This is a genomic window from Stenotrophomonas sp. YJH_SMC_138 (genome assembly GCF_059369855.1).
In genome coordinates, this window is sequence record NZ_JCAFTB010000001.1 from 854609 (window position 1) to 878626 (window position 24018).

Below are 24018 nucleotides of genomic sequence, written 5' to 3' on the forward strand. Positions count from 1 at the left end.
GGCGGGAAGATCAGGACAGCGCGGATTGCCCGATGCGCTGGCTGCTGCGGCGCAGGCGCCAGCCCATCAGGATGGCAGCGGCGGTCAAGCCGACGATCAGGCCGATCCACATGCCCTGCGGGCCCATGCCCAGCCCCAGGCCGAGCCCGGCGCCGAGCGGCATGCCCAGGCCCCAGTACGCGAACATGGCGATGAACATCGGCACGCGGGTGTCCTTCAGGCCGCGCAGCGCGCCGGCCGACAGCACCTGGATGCCGTCCGGGAACTGGAAGGTGGCCGCGTACAGCAGCAGGGTCGAGGCCAGGCCGGCCACTGCCAGGTCGTTGGTGTACACACCGACGATGGCATCGTGGCCGAACAGCAGCACCGCCGCCGACAACGTCTGCGTGCCCATGATGATCGCGTAACCGGCCCAGGCCGCACGCCGCACGCCGAAGCCGTCACCACGGCCGACCGCATGGCCCACGCGCACGGTGGTGGCCTCGGCCACGCCCATCGGGATCATGAAGCACAGCTGCGCGACATTGATCGCGATCTGGTGCGCAGCGGCTTCGTTGGCACCAAGGCGGCCGATCAGCAGCGCGGTGACGATGAACAGGCCGCCCTCCATCAGCACGGTGATGCCGATCGGCAGGCCGGTGCGCAGCAAGTCCCAGATCGCCTTCCAGCGCGGCCCTTCGAAATGCGAGAACAGCTGCAGATGGGCGAAGCGCCTGGTGAACCACAGGTAGGTGGCGAAGGCGATCGCCTGCAGCCACATCATCACCGCCGAGGCGACGCCCAGGCCTTCGGCGCCCATTTCCGGGAAGCCGAGCTTGCCGTTGGCCAGCACATAGCCCATCGGTGCCAGCACCAGCAGGCCACCGAAGCCGAGCAGCATGGTCGGCAGCGTCCAGTGCATGCCTTCACTGAGATAGCGCATGCAGAAGTACAGGGTCAGCGCAGGTCCGCCCCAGCGCACCGCATGCAGGAACGCGGTCGCCCCCGGCACGATGTCCGGCGCGATGCCGAACGACGGCAGCAGCGGCGGCACCACGGTGAGGAAGGTGAACATGATCAGGCCCAGCCCCAAGGCCAGCCACAGTGCCTGGCGGAACAGCGGGCCGATCTCGCGCTCGCGGCCGGCGCCATGCAGCTGCGACACCGAGGCGGTGAGCGAGATCAGGGTGCCGATCGGAATCAGCATCGGCAGCCACAGCAGCGCCGTACCGATGGTGACGGCGGCCAGTGTGGCCGTGGCGTGGTGGCCGGCAATCACGTTGTCGACGAAGGAGATCAAACCGGTGGACACATGGCCCAGCACAAGCGGCAGGGCGAGCAGACCGGTGGCGCCGACTTCCTTGCTGAAGCGCGGCGTGGAGGTTGCAGTAGACATAAGGTGCTTGACGCGAACTGCGGTTGCGCGCGAAGGGCACAGGCACCGGGTTGCGGGCGCCCATCTTACGCGGGCGACGCCAGCATTCCCATGACATGGCGTGAATGCTGGGTTTCAGCCGCCCCACACAAAAAGGGGACGGAGGGGATTAAGTCGTTTCAGGCCCGCTAGTGCCGGATGCGACTTAATCCCCTCCGTCCCCTTTTTTACTGGCCGGCCTGGCGCTTGAGCCAGCTGTCGCGCTCGGCGGCGGGCACGGCGAGGAAAGCGCTGCGCACTGCGTCGCGTTCCTGCGGTGGCGTTCGCTGCGCGACCAGAGTGAGCTGGGCCAGCTGCGCCGGGCTGAGCTGGCGCAGTACGGCCAGCGCGGTCTCGCGCTGTTCCGGCGGCACGAAGCCGAACAAGCCATGCAGCTTGGGGAATTCCAGGCCCAGTTGCGGGCCCAGCCGCCACCCGTCGCGGAACGCCTGGTCCTGGTCGCGGAACTGTTGGCGCAGGCGCTGCTGCTGGTCCGCAGGCAGCGCATTGAATCGCGCAGCCGCCTGGCGGATGCGCTCGCGCTCTCCTTCCGGCAGCGCGCGCCAGGCGGCGTAGTCGGCGCGGCGCTGGCGCTGCTGCTGCGCATCGAGCTGGGCGAAGCCAGAGGGTGCTGCCGCCGACGGTGCTGGCGAAGCCAACGGCGTGGCCGGCGACGTCGGTGGCGGCAACGGCACGTTCAACGATTGCGGCGCGGCAGACAGCGACAACGGCAGGGCCAGCAGCAGGCTGGCGAACACGGACTTATTCATCGGCAGCAGCGGTTTCCAGCGTGGCACTGGCCGGCTCCGGCCGGCTCGGCCTGGATTGCGATTCATCCACCGGCAGCGGGCCGCCCGCGGCAGTCCACGCGTACAGGTCGGCATCGGCAACCAGCGGGTAGTCACGATCGGCCAGCATCGCTGCGTCGTCCGTGGCCTGGGCCGTGGTCGCATCCGGCGTGGCGTTGACCTTGCTGGGTGGCAGGGCTTCCACCGTCACCGGACCGGCTTCGCCCACCACCCCCTCCGGCAGCGGTGCATCACTGCCGAAGGAATGCCCCTGCCAGTGGCGCCAGCCCAGCGCTGCGGCCAACAGTATCGCCACGGTCGCCAGCAGGATCAGCGGACCGCGCCAACGTGGCTTGGCGTTCGTGCGACGGCGCTTGCCATTGGCGGCCGCCCGCTCATCGCGCTGCGGTGCGCGCCAGCTCGGGGTCGGGGCTTCATTGTGGGCGGTCGCGGCGGCGGGTTGCTGCAGCTGCTGCAGGCGCGCGGCCGGCAACTCACGGATACGCGCCTGCACCTGTTCGGCCAACTGGCGCCAGGCCGAGGCATCCGGCTGGCCGTGGGCATCACGCGGGCAGGCGTCGGCCAGCAGGTGCTGGTAGCCGGCCTCGTCCTGGTCGAGCACGCGCATGGCGATGCCCTCGTCCAGGCTGCCCCCCACCCGCAGCAGCAGCGCAAGGCGCGGCAGCGGCGGCATCGCGCCCAGCACGGCCAACGGCGGCAGCCACTGCCCGCCCACCGGCTCGCGCAGCGCCTGGCGCTGGCCCAGAAGGGTCCAGAAGCGGGTCGGCCACTGCGCCATCGGCAGGTCGCTGGCCACTGCGGCAAAGGCGCGCATCACCGCCACCAGGGTCTGCTCGGCGCGCGCGGCATCGCCGCACTGCAGTTCAGCGACCACCAGGGCACGGCGCTCGACGCCACGCAGGAACGCCGACAGCGCGCCGGCCGCGGTCGAGGAAACAGGGGCGGGCACAGCCGTCATCGGTCACTCCAAAGGTCTGCCGGCATGATAGCGGCAGGCCATCGACGCCCGTAGGACTTGCGCCCACAGGCACTTCGTGCTGCAGGTTGTGCACAGCACCACGCCCCCTCCGGCGAAAACTGTGGCTTCGGGCTGAATTCACTCTGTTTCAGCATTGTTTCACACTTAAGATATTGATTTTATTGTCTTTTGTCGTGTGGCGATTTTTTGACCAACCCAAGCGTGAGGCCGTCGCCATCGGCCTTCTACGTTTCCGATGGCCGTTAACGCACAACGTTATCCACAGAACATGTGGATAAGACTGAATCTCCAATGGACACCGATATTTAGGTGACATTTATGATTCAACGGGCGCCGCCCCGCCGCTCCCGCTGCTGCCGTTCGCGCGCGCATGGCCCGTTACACTGGCCCGATGCTTTCACCGATTCCGACCCTGCAGGTCGCCCTGCCTGTCCCCCTGCCCCGCCTGTTCGACTACCTGTCGCCGGAGGGCGATGCACCGGCGGTCGCGGTCGGCTGCCGCCTGAAGGTGCCGTTCGGCAACCGGGAGCTGGTCGGTGTGGTGGTGGGGCACGGCCAGACCGACGACGGCCAGGGACTGCGCCAGGCCTTGGCCTGGTGCGACCCGCAGCCGCTGCTGCAGGGGGAGCTGTGGCAGAGCCTGCAATGGCTGGCGCGCTACACCCATGCGCCACTGGGCGAGGTGCTGAGCACCGCCCTGCCCGGCCCGCTGCGCCATGGCGAGGTCCTGCCCGACACACACCACTGGGGTTGGCAGCTGACCACCGAAGGCCACGCCCAGCGTGAAAAGCTGCGCGCTGGCAGCCGTCCACGGCAACTGGCCGAGCTGCTGGCCGAAGCCATCGTGGATGAGGACGTGCTGGGCGAACGCATGCAGGACTGGCGCACCGCCGCGCGCAGCCTGGCCAAGCGCGGGCTGGCCGAGCGGGTTGCGCTGAGCGTGGCCCCCCAACACGCGCAGCCACTGCCCGGTCCCACGCTCAACCCGGACCAGGCCGAGGCGGTGGCCGCGATCAATGCCGCCGACGGCTTCCAGCCGTTCCTGCTGGATGGCGTGACCGGCAGCGGCAAGACCGAGGTCTACCTGCAGGCGATCATCCATTGCCTGGCGCAGGGCAGGCAGGCGCTGGTGCTGGTGCCGGAAATTGGCCTGACCCCGCAGACCCTGGCACGCTTCCGTGGCCGCCTCGGCATCGCCGTGCATGCGCTGCACTCGGGGTTGAACGACAACGAGCGCGCGCGCGTCTGGGCAGCGGCCTCACGCGGCGAAGCGCGCGTCATCGTCGGCACCCGCTCAGCGGTGTTCACGCCGCTGCCCCAGGCCGGCCTGCTGATCGTCGACGAGGAACACGACGGCAGCTACAAGCAGCAGGACGGCATCCGTTACCACGCGCGCGATTTCGCCCTGGTCCGGGCCAAGTCGCTGGGCGTTCCGGTGTTGCTGGGCAGTGCCACGCCCTCGCTGGAAACCCTGCACAACGCCTACGCCGGGCGTTACACCCACCTGCGCCTGAAACAGCGCGCCGGCGATGCGCGGCCACCGCGCGTGCGCATCCTCGATGTACGCAAGCGCCCGCTGCATGACGGCCTTTCGGCCGATGTGCTGGCCGGCATCGGGGAGCATCTGCAGCGTGGCCAGCAGGTGCTGGTGTTCAAGAACCGCCGCGGCTACGCACCGGTGCTGCTGTGCCACGACTGCGGCTGGACCGCGCCATGCCAGCGCTGCGATGCGCCGATGACCGTGCATGGTGGCGGTCGTCGCCTGCAGTGCCACCACTGCGGCGCGCGGCAACCGGCGCCGCTGGCATGTCCGGCCTGCGGCAGCCTGGCACTGCAACCGCAGGGCATCGGTACCGAACGCCTGGAAGAACATCTCACTGCGGCCTTCGCCGACTTCCCGGTAGTGCGCATCGACCGCGGCACCACCTCACGGCGCGACGCGCTGGAACAGCAGCTGGCGAAACTGGGCGACCAGCCCGGCATCCTGGTCGGCACGCAGATCCTGGCCAAGGGCCACGACCTGCCCAAGCTGACCCTGGTGGTGGTGGTGGGTATCGATGAGGGCCTGTTCTCGGCCGACTTCCGCGCCAGCGAAAAACTGGCGCAGCAGCTGATCCAGGTGGCCGGCCGCGCGGGACGTGCGCGCGACCCGGGCGAGGTCTGGCTGCAGACCCATCACCCCGGGCACCCGCTGCTGGAAACCCTGGTGAGCGGTGGCTACCATCCATTCGCGCAAGCCGAGTTGAACCAGCGCCAGGCGGCCGGATTCCCGCCCTTCGCGCATCTGGCGCTGATGCGCGCCGAAGCGCAGCAGGTGGAGCATGCCAATGCATTCCTGCTGGCGGCCCGGCACCTGCTGGGCGAACAGAACGTGGTCGAGGCCTACGGGCCGATGCCGGCGCCGATGCCGCGGCGGGCCGGTTACCAGCGCACGCAGCTGCTGCTGTCTGCCCTGCAGCGGCCGCCGCTGCATGGCGTGCTTTCGCAACTGGTTCCGCAGCTGTACGCGCTGCCGGAAGCACGCAAGGTGCGCTGGTCGCTGGATGTGGATCCAACGGATCTTTATTGAGGGGTCAGAGCCCACCCGTCGGGTGGGATCCGCCCCCGATGCCCTGGGGTCGGATCCCTTTTCGCAGAAAAGGGCTCTGACCCCGGACGCCTTCGCTTACGTCAGCGGCGACATCACGCCGCGCTGGTAGGCCGGTCGCTCACGCAGGCGCGCATACCACTCGGCCAGGTGCGGCAGGTCCGGGCGCTGGATCGGCAGTTCATACCAGGCGTACACCAGCGAGCCGAGCGGAATGTCGCCCATCGCGAACGTCCCGCCCGACAGCCATGGCTGCGTGGCCAGGGTGGCATCGGCCATCGCCAGGTAGTCACCGGCACGGACGATGGCCGCGCTGATGCGCGCTTCGTCACGGTCGGCTGGCGCGGTGCGCATGATGCCCCAGACCAGGTCGCTGTACAGCGGCGCCATCCGCGAGGTGCTCCAGTCCATCCACTTTTCGGCCTGCGCGCGCTCCATCGGGTCCTCGGCGTACAGCGTGCCCAGCGCATAGCGCGCGCTCAGGTAACGCACGATGGTATTCGATTCCCACAGCGGCAGGCCGTGGTCCTCGATCACCGGCACCAGGCCGTTGGGATTCATCGCCTGGTACTCCGGCGTCTGCGTGCCGCCATGGCTGCCGCCGACTTCGATGGATTCGTACGGCAGGCCGATCTCCTCGGCACACCACAGCACCTTGCGGACGTTGCTGGAATTGCGGCGGCCCCAGATCTTCAACATGCGGGTTTTCCTTGCTGGCAATGCGAGCGGCAACGATACGCCTGATTGGAGTGGAGATGTGCGTGCCGGATGCGGGATCGGGCATCTACAGCATGCCGGCCAGCGGCCGGCACTACCGGTTCTTTTGCCGGCACTACCGGTTCTTTTTTGGCAGCGCGCGTACGTAGGACGACTTGCCATCCTTCTTCAGCTCGAACAGGCCGATCGCCGCCAGCAGATCGCTGAGTTTGCCGTAGCCATAGTTGCGCGGATCGAACGAGGCCTGGTTGCCGATCTGGCTGCCGACCGGCCCCAGGTGCGACCAGCCATCCTCGCCCTCGGCCGAGGACACCGCGCGGCGCAGCATCTTCACCAGCCGGGTGTCGCTGCGCATTTCCGCCCCGCTCTTGCGCGGGCGTGCATCATCATTGGCGACGGGCTCGTTCGATGCCTGTTCGCTCGATGCCTGCTCGGCATCCGGCACGCTGGCGTGGGTCTGGCCCAGCGCTTCCAGGTAGGTGAACTTCGAGCACGCGTTGACGAACGGTTCCGGCGTCTTCTTTTCGCCGAAGCCATACACCTTCACGCCGTCGGTCAGCAGGCGCATCACCATCGGGGTGAAATCGGCATCGCTCGACACGATGGCGAAGCCATCAAGGTTGCGCGCGTACAGCAGGTCCATGGCATCGATCACCATCGCCATGTCCGACGCATTCTTGCCCTTGCTGTAGGCGAACTGCTGGATCGGGCGGATCGCGTATTCGTGCAGCACCGCTTCCCAGCCCTTCAACCGCGGGCTCTTCCAGTTGCCGTAGGCACGGCGCACGTTGGCCACGCCATAGCGGGCGACTTCGGCCAGGACCTCGTCGATCTTCGAGGCCGGCGCATTGTCGGCGTCGATCAACAGGGCGATGCGCTTTTCCGGTTCGCTCATGGATTCCTCGCGGGCGGTTGCCTGAACCCGAGTATCGCCGATCCACGCGGGCGCTGACGTGACAGGTGGCCGCCGTGCGAAGATGCCAGGCGCTTCCCCCAATGCCCCCACTGGAGTGAGTCGATGAGTCGCGAGCGCGTTCCCCACCTGGTCGTTGTCGGCGGCGGTTTTGCCGGTCTCTGGGCCACCCGTGCCCTGGCCCGCGAGCGCATACGCATCACCCTGGTCGACCGCCGCAACCATCACCTGTTCCAGCCGCTGCTGTACCAGGTGGCCACCGCCGGCCTGTCCGCGCCGGATATCGCCGCACCGCTGCGCCACATCCTCGGCCACCAGCGCAACGTGGAAGTCCGCCTCGGCGAAGTGGTCGCCATCGACAAGCAGGCACGGCAGATCGGCATGGCCGATGGCAGCACGCTGGACTACGACAGCCTGCTGCTGGCCACCGGCGCCACCCACGCCTACTTCGGCAACGACCAGTGGGCCGATGATGCCCCCGGCCTGAAAACGCTGGACGATGCCATTGCACTGCGCCGCAAGCTGCTGCTGGCGTTCGAGCGTGCCGAGGCCGAACCGGACCCGGCCAGGAAGGCGGCGTGGCTGAGTTTCGCCATCGTCGGTGGTGGCCCCACCGGCGTCGAACTGGCCGGCACGCTGGCCGAGATCGCGCGCCACACGCTGCGCAACGAATTCCGCCACATCGATCCGGCCAGCGCCAAGGTGCGGCTGGTCGAGGCTGGGCCGCGCGTGCTGTCCTCGTTCCCGGAAGTGCTTTCGCTGAAGGCGCGCCGCCAGCTGGAAAAGCTGGGCGTGGAAGTGCTGACCGGTACCCCGGTGAGCGACATCGACAGCCAGGGCTTCACGCTCGGTGAGCAGTTCGTGCCGGCCCGCACCGTGGTCTGGGCCGCCGGCGTGGCCGCTTCACCACTGGCGCGCACGCTGGACGTGCCGCTGGACCGCGCCGGCCGCGTGCAGGTGCAGCCGGACCTGACCCTGCCTGATCACCCGGAGCTGTTCGTGGCCGGCGACCTGGCCGCACTGAGCCAGGCCGACGGCAAGCCGGTTCCCGGCGTGGCGCCCGCGGCCAAGCAGATGGGCAAGTACGTGGCCGAGGTGGTCCGTGCACGCCTGCACGGCAAGCCCGAGCCCGGTCCGTTCAAGTACGCCGACTACGGCAACCTGGCCACCATTGGCCGCATGGCCGCGATCGTGCACCTGGGCCGGCTGCAGCTCTCCGGCGTGCTGGCCTGGTGGTTCTGGCTGGCCGCGCACGTGTTCTTCCTGATCGGCTTCCGCAACCGCATCGTGGTGCTGCTGAACTGGGCGGTCGCGTACTGGAGCTACCAACGCAGCGCGCGCATCATCTTCGGTGATGACCAGGACGACCGGCGGCCGAGGCGGTAAGGCCGCACGCAACAGGGGTCGGATCCCTTTCCGCGGGAAAGGGCTCTGACTCCATGCAGTAGCAACTGTCTTGTCAGGGGCAGCCGAGGGCCACCTCGGCGTCCCGCTTACGGGCGTTTAGGATCACCAGCATTTTGCGCATGACCGCCACGAGCGCCACCTTGCTCGCTTTGCCTTTGGCCTTCAGGCCAGCGTAAAACGTGCGCAGTCTTGGCTCGTACCGGATGGCCGTCAGGGCCGCCATGTAAAGGGCTTCGCGTACCACCGCGCGCCCACCACTGATCCGCCGTTGGCCCTGCCAAGTGCCACTTTCGCGGTTCATCGGGGCCAGCCCCACCAGCGACGCTATGGCTTTGCTTCCCAAGCTGCCCAGTTCGGGCAACTCGCTGGCCAGTGTGCTGATCAGGATGGGGCCGACGCCTTTGAGCGCGCCGATGTTCTTCCAGCCAGGCTGTCCCTCAAGCTGCTCGGCAATAGCTTTGTCCAGTTGCTTCAGGTCGTCAGATAGCTGAGCTATATAGCGTTGCTTCATCGCAATCAGATCCGGATCGACCAATCGCCGCAAGCGCTGCATCTCACTGACCCGCATCTGCACCAGATGCCTGCGGCATTGCGCAAATTCAGCCAGACGCTGCTGCCAAGGGGCAGGCGGTACGTAGCGGGTCAGCGGTAACAAATGGGCCATCTGCGCCAGCACTGTCGCATCGAGCCGATCGGTCTTTGCGGCACGGCCTGTGCCTTGGGCAAATCGCCGTGCACGCGCCGGATTGATTCGCACCATCGGCAGGCCGGCGGCGTGCAATACATCCAGAGCAGCACGCTCGTAACCCCCGCTTGCCTCAAGAACGACCTGCTTGATCGGCCACGTCTTCAGCCACCGAATTAAGCGTACAAAGCCGCGCTTGTCGTTGCTGAATTGGCGAAACTGCTCTCCATGGACGGCCACATCCAGCGTGGCTTTGCTCACATCAATCCCGATCCCAAACATGGCAGAACTCCGCTAGGCTGACAGGGTCGAGAGCTCTCCCCGCTTGCCCAGTCTTATCAGTTCGAGCGCCAACTCAACCAACTGTTCGGGCGGTTCAGGGAGAATCCGGCGTGGGGACCCAAGCTACTTCTCGGTCGCAAGACCTGGATCCACACGGTCGCCCACGCCGGGCTCTCGGCCCCCAAGGTGCCAGATCGGCAAGAGATAAGATCCACGCCATGCGTGGATGAGCACCCGCACATCCCCCATCTTCATCCATGCGTCAGGCCTCCTGCATTTTTGAGAAGCCGCAGTCAGGAATGGTTGTTGTGCTTCCCGCCGCTCTCGTCAAGCAACGTATCGAATCACTTTTCCGCTGCACTTGAAGCCCAACTCAAATGCCATGTCGATAGCACGCTCAGCGCTACCCACGAAGTACTCCTGCAGCCCTTCGTAGTCTGCAAACTGCGGATTGATGACGTGGGACTTCGGCTCATTCACGGGATGGAAGAAGCCTAGTCCATACATGGCATGGTCGGGCAGGCCGTACCCCACGACCTCGATACTGGGAACCGGAATCGAAATACTGACCAAGAACTCCATGTCGGAGGGGTATCGCCTCGTGCGTTTGAAGACTCCAATGGAATCGGTGTTCCGGATGACGACGTACATCAGCAATCGCCAACCTCCCAGATCCGCAACATTCACTTGATCGATCTTCGTCTGCAGGTAGCCGTCCAACATACGGTTGATTTCAAAGATATCGAGCGTTCTGCTGACACCAGGAGATTCGCTCGACACAATGCATCTGATCTGCTTTTCCATGAGTGTGCTGTCTGTCTGATGGCATCAGCCTTCCGCAATGCAACTTTCGTGGCAACTATTCCACCCACTGTGCCTGACCACAGACCGGGATGAAATCAAGCCGGGCGTCTGGGATAAGATGGTTTTTCGCAGTCGCGACTTCCAGAAAAGTTGCTCAGCGGGAAACGAGAGGTTTCGTGCTACGAATTTACTTTAGTGCCGTATACGACACGCGTAGCGGAGAGTAGGACCATTCACATACCGCGTGGGTCTACCGGTTCATCGGGCCACCGGGCACCCGCCGTTTCGACCAGGTCCGGCAGAAGTCCTCCTTCCTCGCGGTGTCGGCAATCTGCGCGGCACTCCAATGCCGGGTGATCCAGATCGCCAACGCGGTGCTGCTGAGATGCCAGCGCAGCATGCCGCGCTGCGGTTGCCGCCACAGGTGGCGCCGGGCAATCCAGAAGGCCTCCCGCTCCACTTCAGGCACCTTGTTCTTCATCCCGTCCTTGTCGAAGAACTGGGCGGTGAAGCGCCAGGGGTTCATCGGCTGGTATCCCGCCCGTGGCTCACCGCTGCACGCAGCCACGCCACTGGGCGCGCGGTCGGCCGGCTTCGGCCGACCGTCCACCAATGCCAGCCCGAGCAGATACAGCAGGCCAGGCAGCAGCGCGATGCCGGCGACCAGCACGACGACGGAGATCCATGCGTTGCCGGCGGCACGCATCGCTCAGTGCGCCTTCGGTTTCGGGTACCACAGTGCGTTGACGATGACCCAGCGCTGGTCGAAACGCCCCATGTGGAAGTAGTCGACGAACCACGGGGTTTCCAGCCGCACCGAGGCCGCGTTGCCGGTCACGTCCAGCACCGTGCAGCGGCGATCCCATTGATCCTTCGGGGTCTTCAGCGCGCCCTGTTTCGTCAGCGAGACTAGCTCTTCCTTCGACATCCGGCGCAGGCCCAGGCGCTCGTCTGGCGTATCACCGAGGACCGCGCGCTTGGCCAGGTCCGGGTGCAGCGAACGGGCGACGCGCTGCGGGTCGGCCTCCAGCTGGCCATCGACGTAGTCGTGGCAGGTGGCTTCGATGGCCGCGATCGTGGCGGGGTCGGCGGCAGGGCTCGTTGCTGCGGAAAGCGCGAACAGCAGGGCAATCGTGGACATCCGGGTCTCCAGCTCTGGGCGCGGGCGGATCATCGCATGGGCCGAATGGCCCATCCACGCATGACGTGGATCTACTGTAGAGCCGAGCCCATGCTCGGCTCCCGCATCGGGCAGATGGAACAACAGCCGAGCCTGGGCTCGGCTCTACAAAAGCGCCTGCAGCCAGGCCAGCTTGCGTTCGCGGGGCTGCTGCTTGAGTTGCCACTCGGCCCGCGAGGCGGCGGCCCGGTCCGGGTATTCGCGCACGGCCAGCACGCGCAGCGGCGGCCGGGCCCGGGTGTAGCGCGCGCCCTTGCCGGCCTGGTGGGCGGCGAAACGCGCCTCCACATCGGTGCTGATGCCGGCGTAATAGCTGCCATCGCGGCATTCGAGCAGGTACAGGAACCACGGGCGGAGGGATGGGGCCATGCCTGGATTATGCCGTGCTGCACTGCAGCGGATATACTGGCGACCGAATGCAGGAGAGAGGCGCCGCGCTGGCGCCCGCCGAAGGCGCAGGCTCCCATGATCGCTCAGGCCGGTGGGCTGGAATCCCACCAACCATGCATTCGACTCGCCGAGCTGGAGAGAGGTCACCGGGCATGCTCGGGGCGATCCGCCGAAGGGGCACGCGGCCCATGCCGCTGAACTCTCAGGCAAAAGGACAGCGGGAGCGGCACCGGTCATCGTCATCCCGTCATTGCGCAGGCAGTGGCGGTGGTCGCGCATGGCCGGCCCCACCGCGCCCGGAGCCTGTCCCATGCTGCTGTCCATCATCTACCTGATCGCCATTTCCGCCGAAGCCATGACCGGCGCACTGTCCGCCGGCCGCCGCCGCATGGACCTGTTCGGCGTGGTCATGATCGCCTGCGTCACCGCCCTCGGGGGTGGTTCACTGCGCGACATCCTGCTCGGCCACTACCCGCTGGGCTGGGTGAAGCACCCCGAGTACCTGGGCTTCACCGTGTGCGCGGCGCTGATCGCCACCTGGGTGGCGCGCTGGATGCACCACTTCCGCCGCACCTTCCTGGTGCTCGACGGGCTGGGCCTGATCGCCTTCACCCTGATCGGCTGCTCGATCGCGCGCGAGGCCGGCCATGCGATGCCGATCGTGCTGATCGCCGGCATGCTGACCGGCGCGTTCGGCGGGGTGCTGCGCGACATCCTCTGCAACGAGGTGCCACTCATCTTCCAGAAGGAGCTGTACGCGATCATCGCGCTGCTGACCGGCGCGGCCTATCTGTTGCTGCTGCACTGGGGCGTGGCCGATGCCACCGCAATCCTGTGCTGCCTTGGCGGCGGCTTCGCGTTGCGCCTGCTGGCGATCCACTACCGCTGGGAAATGCCGAAGTTCGTCTACCACGACGAAGTGCATTGAGCCTCTTCGTAAAGTCGAGCCATGCTCGACTGCTCTTTGCAGGAAACCAACGCGCTTCGCGCGCAGGTCGGGCACGGCTCGACGCTACAGGAAGCGGTATCACCACCCCGGCGATGTACCTGGCGCTGTCGCTCATGCGCAGCGCCAGGCGCATCGCCGGTGCAGATGGGCCGGCCTCCAACTCCGACCGGCCCTGATCGCGGCCGCACCCCCGCAGGCGCTGGCCGCCATCCACACACGTGCCGCACTCAGGCGGCTTCGATCAGGCTGCTTCGGACACCTTCACGTCGCGACGGGCGCGCACGGCCGCAGCCAGACGCTCCAGCACCGTCACGGTGGTGTCCCAGTCGATGCAGCCATCGGTGATGCTCTGCCCGTAAACCAGCGGCTGGCCTTCCACCAGTTCCTGGCGGCCACCGACCAGATGGCTCTCGATCATCACGCCAACGATGCGCTGTTCGCCGTCTTCCAGCTGAACAGCAATGTCCTCGATCACCTTCGGCTGGTTCTCGGGGTTCTTCAGGCTGTTGGCGTGGCTGGCGTCGATCATCAGGCGCGTCGGCAGCTTGGCCTTGGCCAGCACCTGGCAGGCGTCGGCGACGCTGCCGGCGTCGTAGTTCGGCTGCTTGCCGCCACGCAGGATCACATGGCAATCCGGATTGCCGGTGGTCGACACGATGGCGGTGCCGCCCTGCTTGGTGACCGACAGGAAGTGATGCGGGTTGGACGCCGCACCCACCGCGTCAGCGGCGATCTTGACGTTGCCATCGGTGCCGTTCTTGAAGCCGACCGGGCACGACAGCCCCGAAGCCAGCTCACGATGCACCTGGCTTTCGGTGGTACGCGCGCCGATCGCGCCCCACGCCACCAGGTCGGCGATGTACTGCGGCGAGATCACATCGAGGAATTCGACACCGGCCGGCAGGCCGAGCTTGTTGATGTCGCGCAGCAGGCCGCGGGCAATGCGCAGGCCCTTGTCGATCCTGAAGCTGCCGTCCAGGTCCGGGTCGTTGATCAGGCCCTTCCAGCCCACCGTGGTGCGCGGCTTCTCGAAGTACACACGCATGACGATTTCCAGTTCGCCGGCCAGCGCGTCGCGCAGCGGCTTCAGGCGCTGGGCGTATTCGATGGCGGCCTTCGGGTCGTGGATCGAGCACGGGCCCACCACCACTGCCAGGCGGTCGTCACGGCCGTGCAGGATCTGGTGCAGGGCCGCGCGCGAGGCGCTGACGGTGTCGGAGGCTTCATCGTCACAGGGCAGCATCGCCAGCAGCTGGGCAGGCGGTGTCAGCGGTTCGATGGTGCGGATGCGCAGGTCGTCGGTGTGCGGGGGCATTGCAGGAGATCTCCGGAACGTTGGGGTCCCCAGCGTGGCGGCATGAAAAAAGCCGCCAGGTTCGCTGGCGGCTTTCGGGAATGCGTCTGAAGCTTTCTTCAGGGTGAGCGCAGTCCTTCCTCCGCCAGTGGCTTCGGAAAGTAATACCAGTAAAAGCGGGTGGCGGCTGCGTTCATGGGGTGTATTGATAGCACAGCTTTTGCGCAGTGCAAAATGTTTCATCCGCAACCGCGGGTGCGGTTCAGCGAGGCGCGCGCCGGCGCTGCCCACGCGGCAGCAGCCACGCAAAGCTGCTCATTTGCCATGCACTTCCACGTCCAGCAACAGGCCTTCGTGGATGTCGGCCCAGCGCTCCAGCACGCGGTCCAGCTCCTGCCTGGCCTCGTCCAGCTGCTCGGGATTGAGCAGGGAACGGGTGGTGTAGAGGTCGGAAACCAACCGCCGCAGGGCCGCCTCCGGGATGGCCACCGACGGCCCTTCCCGCCCCGGCAACTGCAATGTCGGGCTGTCGCCAAGCGGGCCGAACAGCGTGACCTGGAGCGTGCTCTGCATGATCAACTTCCCTGCGGATGGACATGGGCAATGTCCTGTTTACCGCGTCCGGGTGACAGGCGCATGTGCCATGCGCGTCCGGAGACGCTGCTACAAGGCGGCCAGGTCGGCAAGGTGCTGCCCCATCCCATCGTCTGCGCCGACGGCGTTGATGGTGGCGAAGTACTGATGCCAACCGGTGGCGGCAATGCCGGCCACCAGCGCATCGGCGTCCGCGCGGCTTGCACAGCGCCAGACCGCATAGAACTGCTCATCGCTGCCGTGCTGTACGCCCCTGGCAATGCGGCCCATCGCCAGCAGTGTGATGCGGACTGGATCGAACTGCTGCATGCCTGCACCGATACGGGCGAAGAAGGCATTCCGCTGCTCGGGCTGGAGCGTGGTCCAGGCGGGGGTGGCGGTGTAGAGCTCGATGAAGGTGTGCGACATGCTGCTTCTTCCTTGAAGGTTTGGGGGGTTGCCGGCCAGCGGCCGGCACTACCGGAGCGAGCGCATGGCGCGTTTGCGGATGTAGGCATTGGCATCACCAGGGTGCTGCTGTTGCCAGCGCGCGCACAGCGCACGCAGCCACTGCGGCTGTGTCTTGCCGGCATCATTGAGCCAGTTGCCGACCGAGTCCTGCACATAGCGCTCCGGGTCGTCGGCGAGTGCCTCCAGCATCGCCTCTGCAAGTTCCGGCTGCCGCTTGAACAGCGCGACATGTGTGGCCCACACGCCGCGCGGGCGCAGCGCTTCGCAGGCGAAGCGGCGCAGGTACGGCGATCCTTCCTGCGTCCATGGTTGCAGGTACTCCAGCGCCTGCAGTGGTGCGGCAACAATGTCGGCACGCAGCGCCAGCCACGCCCATTCGCGCACGCCGAAGTGCGGGTCGTCAGCCAGTGGCCGCATCGCCTGCAGCTTGGCCGGCAGCGTCGCGTCGGCGTCGCCGCCGATCAGGTAGCAGGCCCAGCCACGCACCGTGTCTGACGTATGCGCCTGCCAGCGCGCAGGCTCCCCCTGTCCGGCTTCGTGCAGCAACCGCGCCGCCAGCGCCATGCGCTGGGTGATGCCCTTGCCTGAGGCGTCGCGCATGCATTGCAGCGATTCCGGCTCAAGGGCAGGCGCCACCACCTGCAGCAGCGCGGTGAAATCCACGGCCAGGCATTCGGCCAGATGGGTGGCAGCAGCGCTGCCACTGTTGAGTGCATGCAGCCTTTGCGCAGGAACGGGCGTGCTCATGCTGCCGATTCCCGCCCGCCGTCCGTATGCTGCCAGACCTTGTGCAGCAGCTGCGACAGCTGCTGCTGTTCACCCGCATCCAGGCCGTCGAACAGACCGCTGATCCATTGCGTGTGCTGCTCGAACAACGACTCGGCCAAGCGCTTTCCCGGTGCGGTCAATACGATCTGCAGACGGCGGCCATCCCCGTCATCGCTGCGACGCTGCAGCAGGCCTTCACGCTGCAGGCCATCGAGCAGGCCGCTGATGGTGGCACGGGTCACGCCGGCACGCTCGGCCAGCAGGTGCGGCGGCAGCGTGCCACCGGCCCCGTGCAGCAGGAACAGCACGATGAAGCGGCCCTCGCTGAGCCCATGCGGTGCCAGCCGCGCGGCGCAGTCGCGATCGATCGACGAGGACAACGAGAGCAGCTGGAAGCACAGGCGCAGTTGCGCGATGTTGGCGTGGCCGCGTCGCTGCGATTCCTCCACCAGGGCCTGATGCTTGGCTTCGATCATCTCACGAACACGATATGGTTAGGCGCCTAATCATATAACCGGATAGCCGCCATCTGTAAACCACAGCCGATATCAGGGGAGCTTTCCCAGCAGCAGGCGCGCGATCAGCCCGCCGCCCTCGCGGTGCAGCAGCTGCAGTTCGCCTGCGTGACGCCTGGCCACGTTGGCGGCCATGGCCAGTCCCAGCCCGGTCCCACCGGTAGCGCGACTGCGCGAGCTTTCGCTGCGCTGGAACGGTTGCAGCAGGCGGACACGATCAGCTTCGGCGATACCCGGCCCGCGATCCATCACATCCAGCTGCACCCCATGTCCCCACACGGCGACATGCAGCTCCACGGCGCCCGCGTAACGCTCGGCGTTGTCGATGAGATTGTCGACCGCGCGCCGGAGCAGCAGCGCATCGCCATGCCACGGCAGCGTATCCGGGCACTGAAGCGAAATGTCGACCCCGCGCAGCAGCGCCCCTTGCAGGCATTCCTGCAGCAGGGCAGCCAGATCCAGCGAGCGCATCTGCAAGGGCTGCAGCTCGCCGCGTGCATAGTCCAGCACCTGCTCGATCATCGCGTCCATGCGTTCGATGTCCGCCACCATCCGGGCGGCCTGTGGTGCGGGAGCGAACTCGGCGCGCAGGCGCAGGCCGGTCAGGGGCGTGCGCAGGTCATGCGCCACTGCCGCCAGCATACGGGTCATGTCCTGTGCCTGGACCCGCAGGCGTTCGCGACCGGTGCTGATCGCGGCGGCCAGCATCTGCACTTCGCGTGGGCCATCGTCGGGCAATGGCGATTCGGCCTGCAGGTCGACCCGTGCGCTCGCTTCGGCCAGGCGCCGCAGCGGGCGCCCCAACCGGATCGACGCCCACGCCGCCAACGGCGCCAGCAGGATCGCACCGCCCAACAGGGCGAGCATCACCTGGCGGCGCCAGGCCGCCAGGTCACTATGGTCGCTGCCGACCACCCGCCAGCGGCCGTCGGCCTGGCGCATCCCCAGTTCAAACGGCGGCCACTGCATCGCGGTCAGCAGCGCGGCCTGTGATTTCAGCACGCCAGCACGACCGGAGGCGTCCAGTACCGCGCCACCCTCGATGACCTGCACATCGGGCGCCCTGCCCTGCCCCGTCCATGCCAGGCGTACATCCTCGGCCGGCATGCCCATCTGCGCGGCCGCCAGCTGCGCGAGCCAGTCGCTGGCGCTACCTTGGGGGGGCGCGTCCTGCGTCGCCCTGCGCAATCCCAGTGACGCCGGCGCCTGTTCCCCACGCAGTACCTGCATCGCATGGTCCAGCCGCATCGGTGGCGGCGCGGGCCGGGGCATCCAACCCACCACTGCAACGCTGGCCAGGGTTGCCAGCAGCAGGCTGGCCAGCGCCAGCATCGCGATCCAGCGAGTGGTCGACCACCGGCTGCTCACAGCACCTGTACCTCAGCGTCGAAGCGATACCCTTCCCCGCGCAGTGTCTGCACGAGGGCTTCTGCCCCGGACGCGGCCTGCCCGAGCTTGCGGCGCAGGCGGCTGATCGCGAGGTCGATGGCACGGTCCACGCTGTCACTGGCTTCTCCGCGACTCAACTGCAGCAGCTGCTCACGCCCCAGCACCCGCCCGGGACGTTCGGCCAGCGCCAGCAACAGGGAAAACTCGCCACGACTCAGCACCAGCTCGGCACCGTCCGGTGCGAACAGGCGACGCTGGTCGGGCAGCAATCGCCAGCCATCAAACCGCAGCTCGCTGGCCACCTGCGTGCGCAGCTTGTCCTGACGGCGCAGCAGTGCGCGTACCCGCGCCAGCAGTTCACGCGGATCAAAGGGTTTGGCCAGGTAGTCGTCCGCGCCCATCTCCAGGCCGATCACGCGGTCCGGTGCAGCCCCCATCGCCGACAGCATCAGGATCGGGATCGCCCTCGCCTGCAGCCTGCGGCAGACCGACAGCCCATCCTCACCGGGCATCATCCAGTCGAGGATGATCAGGTCCGGTCGTTCGGCCTGCAGCAGCACGTCCAGTGCCGCCGCATCCGCCGCCAGGCGTACCTGGTAGCCGTGCAGCAGCAGGTGGTCGGCGATGGCGTCGCGGATGCTGGCATCGTCGTCGACGACGATGACACGGATGGGAGTACTCATTCGGACAGTATCCAGCACCTGTGTATCAGGACGGTATCAACGCCGATATTCCGGCGATACGCCGCCGTGCGCCAATGGTCACCCACGATCACTGCGGAGTCTTCCCTTGCGCCTCTTCCTGTTGCCCCTGTTCGCCGCTCCCTTGCCTGCGCTCGCCTCCAACGCCGCCGCGCACATCCTGCCGATGTGGATGCAGGGCGGTCATCCGGCGGTGGCCGTCTCGCTGGACGGGCGCGCCGAACCGCTGCGCTTCGTGGTCGACAGTGCCGCGGGGGCAACGCTGGTCGATGCCCGCGTCGTGCGGCGCTATGGCCTGGAGGATGCGGATGCAGAGGTATCACAGGCGCAAGGGGCGAGTGCAGCTTCGGCGCGGTTGCAGCGCATGCGCAGCACGTCCTGGCAGCTGGGCAGCTGGCAGCTGCAGGCCCAAGCCATGAACGTGGATCTGTCATCGTTGCCGAAGGATGATGATCCAGCCATCGACGGCTTGATCGGCAACGATCTGACCGGGCGCTGGGACACCCGTTGGGACTTCGGCCGCAATCAACTGGCGCTGTGGACACCCGGCGGATTGAACCTGGAAGGACCGGGTTGCCAGCCCAATGCGCTGCCCGGCCGCACTGGCGGCCTGCGCCAGTTCGGCTTCATCACGCTTGCACTGGGCGCGCCTGCGGTGGACGCCATCGCCGTGGTCGACACCGGTGCCGCACAGACCGTCCTCAACGCCGAAGCCGCCCGCGCACTGGGGCTGCGCACCGACGGCAGCGACGCGCGGGTGCGGGTGCGTGAAAAGGGCACCGAAGGCCTGGGCGGCGGCAAGCAGGCAACCTGGCTGTACACCCTGCCCGGCATGACCGGCGGCGGCTGGCAGCACCCGTCGATGGAGGTCCGCATCAGCGAACTGCCGGTGTTCAAGGCGATCGGCCTGGAGGGCCGGTCGGCGCTGATCCTCGGTGCCGATGCAGTGCGCGGCGGCCAGGTGGACATCGGTGCCGGCGCAGCACGGATCTGCCTGCGCCGGCCGCAGGCCGGCTGACAACTGGCGATGACGCCAGCGGCAGCCCGGCGTAGCATCACCGTGCGCCCCACCAGGAGTTCCACGCATGTGCCGTGCCACCCTGATGTTGCTGACGCTGCTCCCGCTGGCGGTACTGGCCGCGCCGCCACCCGTGCCCTCGCCCACTCGCATCGATGCCGAAGCACAGCGGCTGATGCAGGCGGCCCATGCGCGCGGGATGGCGCTGGCGGTGATCGATGACGGCAAGGTGGTGCATGTGGCCGCCTACGGTGAACGCAACGCCGCAGGCGAGCCGCTGCGCACCGACACCGTGATGTATGCCGCATCGCTCACCAAGATGGCCTTCGGCCACCTGGTCGCACAGCTGGCGCAGGACGGGGTGATCGATCTGGATGCCAGCATCGCCACAGCTCTGGACGTGCCGCTGCCAGACTACCCGCCCGAACCGAAAAAGTACGCCGACTACAGCGTGCTGGCGAGTGATGCACGCTGGCGCCGGCTCACGCCGCGAAAGCTGCTGAATCACGCCAGCGGCTTTGCCAACTTCGGCTTTCTCGAACCGGATGGCCGGTTGAAGTTCCACTTCGAGCCCGGCAGCCGCTACGGCTATTCCGGCGAGGGCCTGATCCTGCTGCAGTTCGTGATCGAACGTGGGCGACTGGGCGAGGATGTGGGTGCGTTGATGCAGCAGCGCGTGTTCGATCGCTTCGGCATGGCGCGCACCAGCATGTCGTGGCGCGCGGATTTCGCCGGCAACCTGGCCGATGGCTGGACCGTCGAAGGCGATACAGAGCCGCACGATCAACGCAGCCGTGTGCGGGCGGCAGGATCGATGGATACCACCATCACCGACATGGCCCACTTCGCCGCCGGTTATGTGCGCGGCGATGGGCTGTCTGCGGCAATGCGCAGGGAACTGGTGCGGCCGCAGCTGCCGATCACCACCGCCAGCCAGTTCCCAACGCTGCAGCCGGAGCTGCCCGTTGCGCAGCAGCACCGGGATCTGGCCGCGGGCCTGGGCGTGGTGACCTTCCGTGGCCCCCAGGGTGCAGGCTTCTACAAGGGCGGCCACGACGATGCGGTCGGCAACACCCTGGTGTGCATCGAGCGGCACAAACGCTGCGTGGTGATCCTGGGCAACGATGTACGGGCCGAGGCCACCTTCCCGGCACTGGTGGCGTTCGTGCTGGGTGATATCGGCGTGCCATGGCAGTGGGAGTACGGCGCGGCGAAGGCCTTCGTCGAATGAAGGCGCGATGATCCCTGGGCGGGGAGTGCGGAGGGATGGGAGCAACCATGCATGGCGTGTGGATCCACCTCACGCGTGGATGCCTGCTCCGCTCAGCGCGCCTGCTCGAAGAACATCAGGTACACCAGCCGGCCATTCTCCGGGCGGTCGCCGAACGCTGGCCCGGCGGTATGCCAGAACCAGGGCCGCAGCAGCACCAGCCGGTTGAAACGCATCGGGATGCGCATGGTCATTCCCCACTGGCTGTCGTCGTTGCTGTCGCGCTCGATGATGTCACGATGCATGTCGCCGCCGTTGGCATAGCCCAATGCGGCCAGCTCCGCTGCATCCAGGGCCATGCGCTCGGTGCCGGTACGGCGGTGGCGGAAGAACTCGGTGCCGCCCTCGCAGTGCTCCGGTGCACTCAGGTAGAGGATGCCCGACCAGTGCGAGTGATCGGCGTGCACCTTGGCGCGGCCGGTGTCACCGGCCAGGGTAAGGCGGAACTTGCCATGCGACTGCAGTGGGTTGACCGGCCGCAGCGGTTCGTTGACCAGCCGCGAGACCGCGCCGGACAGCCCGTCCAGTTCCAGCCGCTGCTGCGAATTGCGGCCGGGGAATGCGCCCTCCTGCACCGGATAGGTCAGGCCCAGCGCCGCCTGGCGCAGCCCCTGCGCATCGGCAGGAGAAAGGAAGTCGTCGACGACGATGAAGGAGGTAGGCATGGCCACCGAGCGTAGCGATGCGCTGCTGCGGCGGCAACCGGGCAACGAAAAACCCCGCCTTGCGGCGGGGTTCTTCCTTGCATCGGGAGGGCGTGCCGACCAGGGTCGGCAACGACCGCCGGGGACGTGGACTTAGAAGTCCATGCCGCCCATGCCACCCATGCCGCCCATGCCACCGGCGCCACCCATGGCCGGCTCGTCCTTCTTCGGAGCTTCGGCAACCATGGCTTCGGTGGTGATCATCAGGCCAGCGATCGAAGCGGCGTTCTGCAGCGCCGAACGGGTCACCTTGGTCGGGTCCAGGATGCCGAACTGCAGCATGTCGCCGAACTCGCCGGTGGCGGCGTTGTAACCGAAGCTGCCGGTGCCTTCCTTGACCTTGTTGATGATGACCGACGGCTCGTCGCCGGCGTTGGCCACGATCTCGCGCAGCGGGGCTTCCATCGCACGCAGGGCGATCTGAATGCCGTGGTTCTGGTCTTCGTTGGCGCCCTTCAGGCCGGCCAGCGCGGTGATCGCGCGGACCAGGGCAACGCCGCCGCCCGGAACCACGCCTTCTTCAACGGCCGCACGGGTCGCGTGCAGGGCGTCGTCGACGCGATCCTTCTTTTCCTTCATTTCGATTTCGGTCGAGGCGCCGACCTTGATCACGGCAACACCGCCGGCCAGCTTGGCCACGCGTTCCTGCAGCTTCTCGCGGTCGTAATCCGAGGAGGTGTCCTGGATCTGGGTCTTGATCTGCGCCACGCGTGCATCAACGTTGGCCTTGTCGCCGACGCCGTCGATGATGGTGGTGTTCTCCTTGGAGACCTGCACCTTCTTGGCGCGGCCCAGGTCCTTGATGGTGGCCTTCTCCAGCGACAGGCCGACTTCTTCGGAGATCACGGTGCCGCCGGTCAGCACGGCCATGTCTTCCAGCATCGCCTTGCGACGGTCGCCGAAGCCCGGGGCCTTGACGGCCACGACCTTGACGATGCCACGGATGGTGTTGACCACCAGGGTGGCCAGCGCTTCGCCTTCAACTTCCTCGGCCACGATCAGCAGCGGCTTGCCGGCCTTGGCGACGCCTTCCAGCACCGGCAGCAGGTCACGGACGTTGGAGATCTTCTTGTCGTGCAGCAGGATGAACGGGTCATCCAGGTCAGCGGTCTGCGACTGCTGGTTGTTGATGAAGTACGGCGACAGGTAGCCGCGGTCGAACTGCATGCCCTTGACCACGTCCAGCTCGTTGTCCAGGCCCGAGCCTTCTTCAACGGTGATGACGCCTTCCTTGCCGACTTCCTTCATCGCGTCAGCGATGATCTGGCCGATCGACTCGTCCGAGTTGGCCGAGATGGTACCGACCTGGGCGATCGCCTTGTCGTCGGCGGTCGGCTTGGAGATGTTCTTCAGCTCGGCGACGGCGGCCGAGACGGCCTTGTCGATACCGCGCTTGAGGTCCATCGGGTTCATGCCGGCGGCAACGGCCTTGGCGCCTTCGCGGATCAGGGCCTGGGCCAGCACGGTGGCGGTGGTGGTGCCGTCGCCGGCATCGTCGTTGGTGCGCGAAGCAACTTCCTTCACCATCTGCGCGCCCATGTTCTCGAACTTGTCAGCCAGTTCGATCTCCTTGGCGACGGAGACGCCGTCCTTGGTGATGGTCGGCGCGCCGAAGCTCTTTTCCAGCACGACGTTGCGGCCCTTCGGGCCCAGGGTGGCCTTGACGGCATTGGCGAGAACGTTGACGCCGCGCACCATGCGCGAACGGGCGTCTTCACCGAAACGAATATCCTTGGCAGCCATTGCATTTACCTCATTGGTAGCGCCGGACGATGCCCGGCGGCTGGGAGTTTGGGATCAGGTTGAAACAGGTCGCGCCGGGGCTCAGCCGATGACGGCGAGCACGTCGTCTTCGCGCAGGACCTTGTATTCGACGCCTTCGCTCTTGTACGAGCTGCCGGCGTACTGGCCGTAGATGACCTTGTCGCCGACCTTCAGCGACGGCGCGCGCACGTTGCCGTTGTCCAGCGGCTTGCCGGGGCCGACGGCCACGACCTCACCCTTGGTGGACTTTTCCTTGGCCGAGTCGGGGATGACGATGCCACCGGCGGAGATTTCGTCGGCTTCGATCGGCTTGACCACAACGCGGTCGTGCAGCGGCTTGATGCTCATAGGAGACCTCTTAAGTGATTGATTGGTCTAAAAAAGTCCGGCGATGTTAGCACTCACCCCAAGCGAGTGCCAGAACCGCACGTGAAGAAACCCGACAACGTCGGGAGC

At 66.8% G+C, this 24018-nt stretch carries 25 protein-coding genes and 2 riboswitches; of the genes, 5 read left to right on the forward strand and 20 right to left on the reverse strand.

What is annotated here, in order from left to right; genetic code table 11:
* Positions 1 to 10 precede the first annotated feature (10 nt).
* The 3 genes from AC5P7I_RS03755 to AC5P7I_RS03765 form a co-directional block, all read right to left on the reverse strand.
* Positions 11 to 1375, reverse strand: a complete 1365-nt coding sequence (locus AC5P7I_RS03755; RefSeq protein ID WP_262087833.1) for an MATE family efflux transporter — start codon at positions 1373 to 1375, stop codon at positions 11 to 13.
* A 206-nt stretch (positions 1376 to 1581) separates the two neighbouring features.
* Positions 1582 to 2163: a DUF3106 domain-containing protein gene (locus tag AC5P7I_RS03760; protein ID WP_262087832.1), complete on the reverse strand. Its 582-nt coding sequence runs from the start codon at positions 2161 to 2163 to the stop codon at positions 1582 to 1584.
* Positions 2156 to 3160 carry a hypothetical protein gene (locus AC5P7I_RS03765; protein ID WP_014648577.1) on the reverse strand — a complete coding sequence of 335 codons (1005 nt, stop codon included), beginning with the start codon at positions 3158 to 3160 and terminating at the stop codon, positions 2156 to 2158. The genes AC5P7I_RS03760 and AC5P7I_RS03765 overlap by 8 nt, the downstream gene beginning before the upstream one ends.
* A 412-nt stretch (positions 3161 to 3572) precedes the next feature.
* Between AC5P7I_RS03765 and AC5P7I_RS03770 the strand changes: the two genes are divergently transcribed.
* Complete coding sequence (locus AC5P7I_RS03770) at positions 3573 to 5750, forward strand: primosomal protein N' (RefSeq protein WP_046432758.1); 2178 nt, start codon at positions 3573 to 3575, stop codon at positions 5748 to 5750.
* A gap of 96 nt (positions 5751 to 5846) precedes the next feature.
* Here the strand turns inward: AC5P7I_RS03770 and AC5P7I_RS03775 are convergent, their stop codons facing one another.
* Together AC5P7I_RS03775 and AC5P7I_RS03780 are read right to left on the reverse strand one after the other, a co-directional pair.
* Positions 5847 to 6467, reverse strand: a complete 621-nt coding sequence (locus AC5P7I_RS03775) for a glutathione S-transferase family protein (protein ID WP_014648579.1) — start codon at positions 6465 to 6467, stop codon at positions 5847 to 5849.
* A 133-nt stretch (positions 6468 to 6600) separates the two neighbouring features.
* A complete protein-coding gene (locus AC5P7I_RS03780) occupies positions 6601 to 7380 on the reverse strand; it encodes an NYN domain-containing protein (RefSeq protein WP_014648580.1) in 780 nt (259 codons plus the stop codon).
* 123 nt (positions 7381 to 7503) lie between these two features.
* Between AC5P7I_RS03780 and AC5P7I_RS03785 the strand changes: the two genes are divergently transcribed.
* Entirely contained in the window at positions 7504 to 8784 is a 1281-nt protein-coding gene (locus tag AC5P7I_RS03785; RefSeq protein WP_262087831.1) for an NAD(P)/FAD-dependent oxidoreductase, read from the forward strand.
* Between the two features lie 73 nt (positions 8785 to 8857).
* Here the strand turns inward: AC5P7I_RS03785 and AC5P7I_RS03790 are convergent, their stop codons facing one another.
* From AC5P7I_RS03790 to AC5P7I_RS03810, 5 genes are all read right to left on the reverse strand, one after another.
* Positions 8858 to 9772 (reverse strand): IS110-like element ISStma6 family transposase, encoded by a 915-nt coding sequence (locus tag AC5P7I_RS03790; RefSeq protein ID WP_032957125.1) that lies wholly within the window; start codon positions 9770 to 9772, stop codon positions 8858 to 8860.
* Between the two features lie 327 nt (positions 9773 to 10099).
* On the reverse strand, positions 10100 to 10576 hold the full coding sequence (gene imm9 / locus AC5P7I_RS03795) for an Imm9 family immunity protein (protein WP_262087830.1): 477 nt from the start codon (positions 10574 to 10576) through the stop codon (positions 10100 to 10102).
* A gap of 250 nt (positions 10577 to 10826) precedes the next feature.
* Positions 10827 to 11282, reverse strand: a complete 456-nt coding sequence (locus AC5P7I_RS03800) for a hypothetical protein (RefSeq protein WP_262087829.1) — start codon at positions 11280 to 11282, stop codon at positions 10827 to 10829.
* A gap of 3 nt (positions 11283 to 11285) precedes the next feature.
* Positions 11286 to 11717 (reverse strand): nuclear transport factor 2 family protein, encoded by a 432-nt coding sequence (locus AC5P7I_RS03805; protein ID WP_049408669.1) that lies wholly within the window; start codon positions 11715 to 11717, stop codon positions 11286 to 11288.
* Positions 11718 to 11861: 144 nt separating this feature from the next.
* The gene (locus AC5P7I_RS03810; protein ID WP_049470946.1) at positions 11862 to 12125 is read right to left on the reverse strand and encodes a GIY-YIG nuclease family protein; all 264 of its coding nucleotides are present in this window, start codon (positions 12123 to 12125) and stop codon (positions 11862 to 11864) included.
* 40 nt (positions 12126 to 12165) lie between these two features.
* Positions 12166 to 12255: riboswitch (glycine riboswitch) on the forward strand.
* A 13-nt stretch (positions 12256 to 12268) separates the two neighbouring features.
* Positions 12269 to 12374, forward strand: a riboswitch (glycine riboswitch).
* An 82-nt stretch (positions 12375 to 12456) separates the two neighbouring features.
* Between AC5P7I_RS03810 and AC5P7I_RS03815 the strand changes: the two genes are divergently transcribed.
* Positions 12457 to 13074 carry a trimeric intracellular cation channel family protein gene (locus AC5P7I_RS03815; protein ID WP_005411215.1) on the forward strand — a complete coding sequence of 206 codons (618 nt, stop codon included), beginning with the start codon at positions 12457 to 12459 and terminating at the stop codon, positions 13072 to 13074.
* A gap of 262 nt (positions 13075 to 13336) precedes the next feature.
* On the opposite strand, the gene AC5P7I_RS03820 is transcribed toward AC5P7I_RS03815, so the two are convergent.
* The 7 genes from AC5P7I_RS03820 to AC5P7I_RS03850 all read right to left on the reverse strand — a co-directional run bounded on the left by AC5P7I_RS03820 (position 13337) and on the right by AC5P7I_RS03850 (position 18788).
* Positions 13337 to 14410, reverse strand: a complete 1074-nt coding sequence (locus tag AC5P7I_RS03820; RefSeq protein WP_014038657.1) for a 3-deoxy-7-phosphoheptulonate synthase — start codon at positions 14408 to 14410, stop codon at positions 13337 to 13339.
* A 294-nt stretch (positions 14411 to 14704) separates the two neighbouring features.
* Complete coding sequence (locus AC5P7I_RS03825) at positions 14705 to 14962, reverse strand: hypothetical protein (RefSeq protein WP_262087828.1); 258 nt, start codon at positions 14960 to 14962, stop codon at positions 14705 to 14707.
* Between the two features lie 90 nt (positions 14963 to 15052).
* Complete coding sequence (locus tag AC5P7I_RS03830) at positions 15053 to 15391, reverse strand: DUF6616 family protein (RefSeq protein WP_046432768.1); 339 nt, start codon at positions 15389 to 15391, stop codon at positions 15053 to 15055.
* A gap of 48 nt (positions 15392 to 15439) precedes the next feature.
* Complete coding sequence (locus AC5P7I_RS03835; protein ID WP_262087827.1) at positions 15440 to 16180, reverse strand: DNA alkylation repair protein; 741 nt, start codon at positions 16178 to 16180, stop codon at positions 15440 to 15442.
* Positions 16177 to 16677 carry a MarR family winged helix-turn-helix transcriptional regulator gene (locus AC5P7I_RS03840; RefSeq protein WP_262087826.1) on the reverse strand — a complete coding sequence of 167 codons (501 nt, stop codon included), beginning with the start codon at positions 16675 to 16677 and terminating at the stop codon, positions 16177 to 16179. The genes AC5P7I_RS03835 and AC5P7I_RS03840 overlap by 4 nt, the downstream gene beginning before the upstream one ends.
* Before the next feature lie 72 nt (positions 16678 to 16749).
* Positions 16750 to 18048, reverse strand: coding sequence for a sensor histidine kinase (locus tag AC5P7I_RS03845; RefSeq protein ID WP_164167321.1), 1299 nt, complete (start codon positions 18046 to 18048; stop codon positions 16750 to 16752).
* A 32-nt stretch (positions 18049 to 18080) separates the two neighbouring features.
* The gene (locus tag AC5P7I_RS03850) at positions 18081 to 18788 is read right to left on the reverse strand and encodes a response regulator transcription factor (RefSeq protein WP_014648590.1); all 708 of its coding nucleotides are present in this window, start codon (positions 18786 to 18788) and stop codon (positions 18081 to 18083) included.
* 106 nt (positions 18789 to 18894) lie between these two features.
* Here AC5P7I_RS03850 and AC5P7I_RS03855 point away from each other — a divergent pair, with 106 nt between their 5' ends.
* The gene (locus AC5P7I_RS03855; RefSeq protein ID WP_075076453.1) at positions 18895 to 19824 is read left to right on the forward strand and encodes a retropepsin-like aspartic protease; all 930 of its coding nucleotides are present in this window, start codon (positions 18895 to 18897) and stop codon (positions 19822 to 19824) included.
* A gap of 67 nt (positions 19825 to 19891) precedes the next feature.
* Complete coding sequence (locus tag AC5P7I_RS03860; RefSeq protein ID WP_075076454.1) at positions 19892 to 21055, forward strand: serine hydrolase domain-containing protein; 1164 nt, start codon at positions 19892 to 19894, stop codon at positions 21053 to 21055.
* 92 nt (positions 21056 to 21147) lie between these two features.
* Here the strand turns inward: AC5P7I_RS03860 and AC5P7I_RS03865 are convergent, their stop codons facing one another.
* The 3 genes from AC5P7I_RS03865 to AC5P7I_RS03875 form a co-directional block, all read right to left on the reverse strand.
* Complete coding sequence (locus AC5P7I_RS03865; RefSeq protein ID WP_495222141.1) at positions 21148 to 21759, reverse strand: DUF6445 family protein; 612 nt, start codon at positions 21757 to 21759, stop codon at positions 21148 to 21150.
* 132 nt (positions 21760 to 21891) lie between these two features.
* Entirely contained in the window at positions 21892 to 23541 is a 1650-nt protein-coding gene (gene groL, locus AC5P7I_RS03870) for a chaperonin GroEL (RefSeq protein WP_005411226.1), read from the reverse strand.
* Positions 23542 to 23622: 81 nt separating this feature from the next.
* On the reverse strand, positions 23623 to 23910 hold the full coding sequence (locus AC5P7I_RS03875) for a co-chaperone GroES (protein ID WP_005411227.1): 288 nt from the start codon (positions 23908 to 23910) through the stop codon (positions 23623 to 23625).
* Positions 23911 to 24018 lie beyond the last annotated feature (108 nt).

What these genes read in the sequence shown, in the direction of transcription:
- AC5P7I_RS03755 (WP_262087833.1), bottom strand. Translation starts at nt 1,375, where the DNA reads ATGTCTACTGCAACCTCCACGCCGCGCTTCAGCAAGGAAGTCGGCGCC.
- AC5P7I_RS03760 (WP_262087832.1), bottom strand. Translation starts at nt 2,163, where the DNA reads ATGAATAAGTCCGTGTTCGCCAGCCTGCTGCTGGCCCTGCCGTTGTCG.
- AC5P7I_RS03765 (WP_014648577.1), bottom strand. Translation starts at nt 3,160, where the DNA reads ATGACGGCTGTGCCCGCCCCTGTTTCCTCGACCGCGGCCGGCGCGCTG.
- AC5P7I_RS03770 (WP_046432758.1), top strand. Translation starts at nt 3,573, where the DNA reads ATGCTTTCACCGATTCCGACCCTGCAGGTCGCCCTGCCTGTCCCCCTG.
- AC5P7I_RS03775 (WP_014648579.1), bottom strand. Translation starts at nt 6,467, where the DNA reads ATGTTGAAGATCTGGGGCCGCCGCAATTCCAGCAACGTCCGCAAGGTG.
- AC5P7I_RS03780 (WP_014648580.1), bottom strand. Translation starts at nt 7,380, where the DNA reads ATGAGCGAACCGGAAAAGCGCATCGCCCTGTTGATCGACGCCGACAAT.
- AC5P7I_RS03785 (WP_262087831.1), top strand. Translation starts at nt 7,504, where the DNA reads ATGAGTCGCGAGCGCGTTCCCCACCTGGTCGTTGTCGGCGGCGGTTTT.
- AC5P7I_RS03790 (WP_032957125.1), bottom strand. Translation starts at nt 9,772, where the DNA reads ATGTTTGGGATCGGGATTGATGTGAGCAAAGCCACGCTGGATGTGGCC.
- imm9 (WP_262087830.1), bottom strand. Translation starts at nt 10,576, where the DNA reads ATGGAAAAGCAGATCAGATGCATTGTGTCGAGCGAATCTCCTGGTGTC.
- AC5P7I_RS03800 (WP_262087829.1), bottom strand. Translation starts at nt 11,282, where the DNA reads ATGCGTGCCGCCGGCAACGCATGGATCTCCGTCGTCGTGCTGGTCGCC.
- AC5P7I_RS03805 (WP_049408669.1), bottom strand. Translation starts at nt 11,717, where the DNA reads ATGTCCACGATTGCCCTGCTGTTCGCGCTTTCCGCAGCAACGAGCCCT.
- AC5P7I_RS03810 (WP_049470946.1), bottom strand. Translation starts at nt 12,125, where the DNA reads ATGGCCCCATCCCTCCGCCCGTGGTTCCTGTACCTGCTCGAATGCCGC.
- AC5P7I_RS03815 (WP_005411215.1), top strand. Translation starts at nt 12,457, where the DNA reads ATGCTGCTGTCCATCATCTACCTGATCGCCATTTCCGCCGAAGCCATG.
- AC5P7I_RS03820 (WP_014038657.1), bottom strand. Translation starts at nt 14,410, where the DNA reads ATGCCCCCGCACACCGACGACCTGCGCATCCGCACCATCGAACCGCTG.
- AC5P7I_RS03825 (WP_262087828.1), bottom strand. Translation starts at nt 14,962, where the DNA reads ATGCAGAGCACGCTCCAGGTCACGCTGTTCGGCCCGCTTGGCGACAGC.
- AC5P7I_RS03830 (WP_046432768.1), bottom strand. Translation starts at nt 15,391, where the DNA reads ATGTCGCACACCTTCATCGAGCTCTACACCGCCACCCCCGCCTGGACC.
- AC5P7I_RS03835 (WP_262087827.1), bottom strand. Translation starts at nt 16,180, where the DNA reads ATGAGCACGCCCGTTCCTGCGCAAAGGCTGCATGCACTCAACAGTGGC.
- AC5P7I_RS03840 (WP_262087826.1), bottom strand. Translation starts at nt 16,677, where the DNA reads ATGATCGAAGCCAAGCATCAGGCCCTGGTGGAGGAATCGCAGCGACGC.
- AC5P7I_RS03845 (WP_164167321.1), bottom strand. Translation starts at nt 18,048, where the DNA reads ATGCTGGCGCTGGCCAGCCTGCTGCTGGCAACCCTGGCCAGCGTTGCA.
- AC5P7I_RS03850 (WP_014648590.1), bottom strand. Translation starts at nt 18,788, where the DNA reads ATGAGTACTCCCATCCGTGTCATCGTCGTCGACGACGATGCCAGCATC.
- AC5P7I_RS03860 (WP_075076454.1), top strand. Translation starts at nt 19,892, where the DNA reads ATGTGCCGTGCCACCCTGATGTTGCTGACGCTGCTCCCGCTGGCGGTA.
- AC5P7I_RS03865 (WP_495222141.1), bottom strand. Translation starts at nt 21,759, where the DNA reads ATGCCTACCTCCTTCATCGTCGTCGACGACTTCCTTTCTCCTGCCGAT.
- groL (WP_005411226.1), bottom strand. Translation starts at nt 23,541, where the DNA reads ATGGCTGCCAAGGATATTCGTTTCGGTGAAGACGCCCGTTCGCGCATG.
- AC5P7I_RS03875 (WP_005411227.1), bottom strand. Translation starts at nt 23,910, where the DNA reads ATGAGCATCAAGCCGCTGCACGACCGCGTTGTGGTCAAGCCGATCGAA.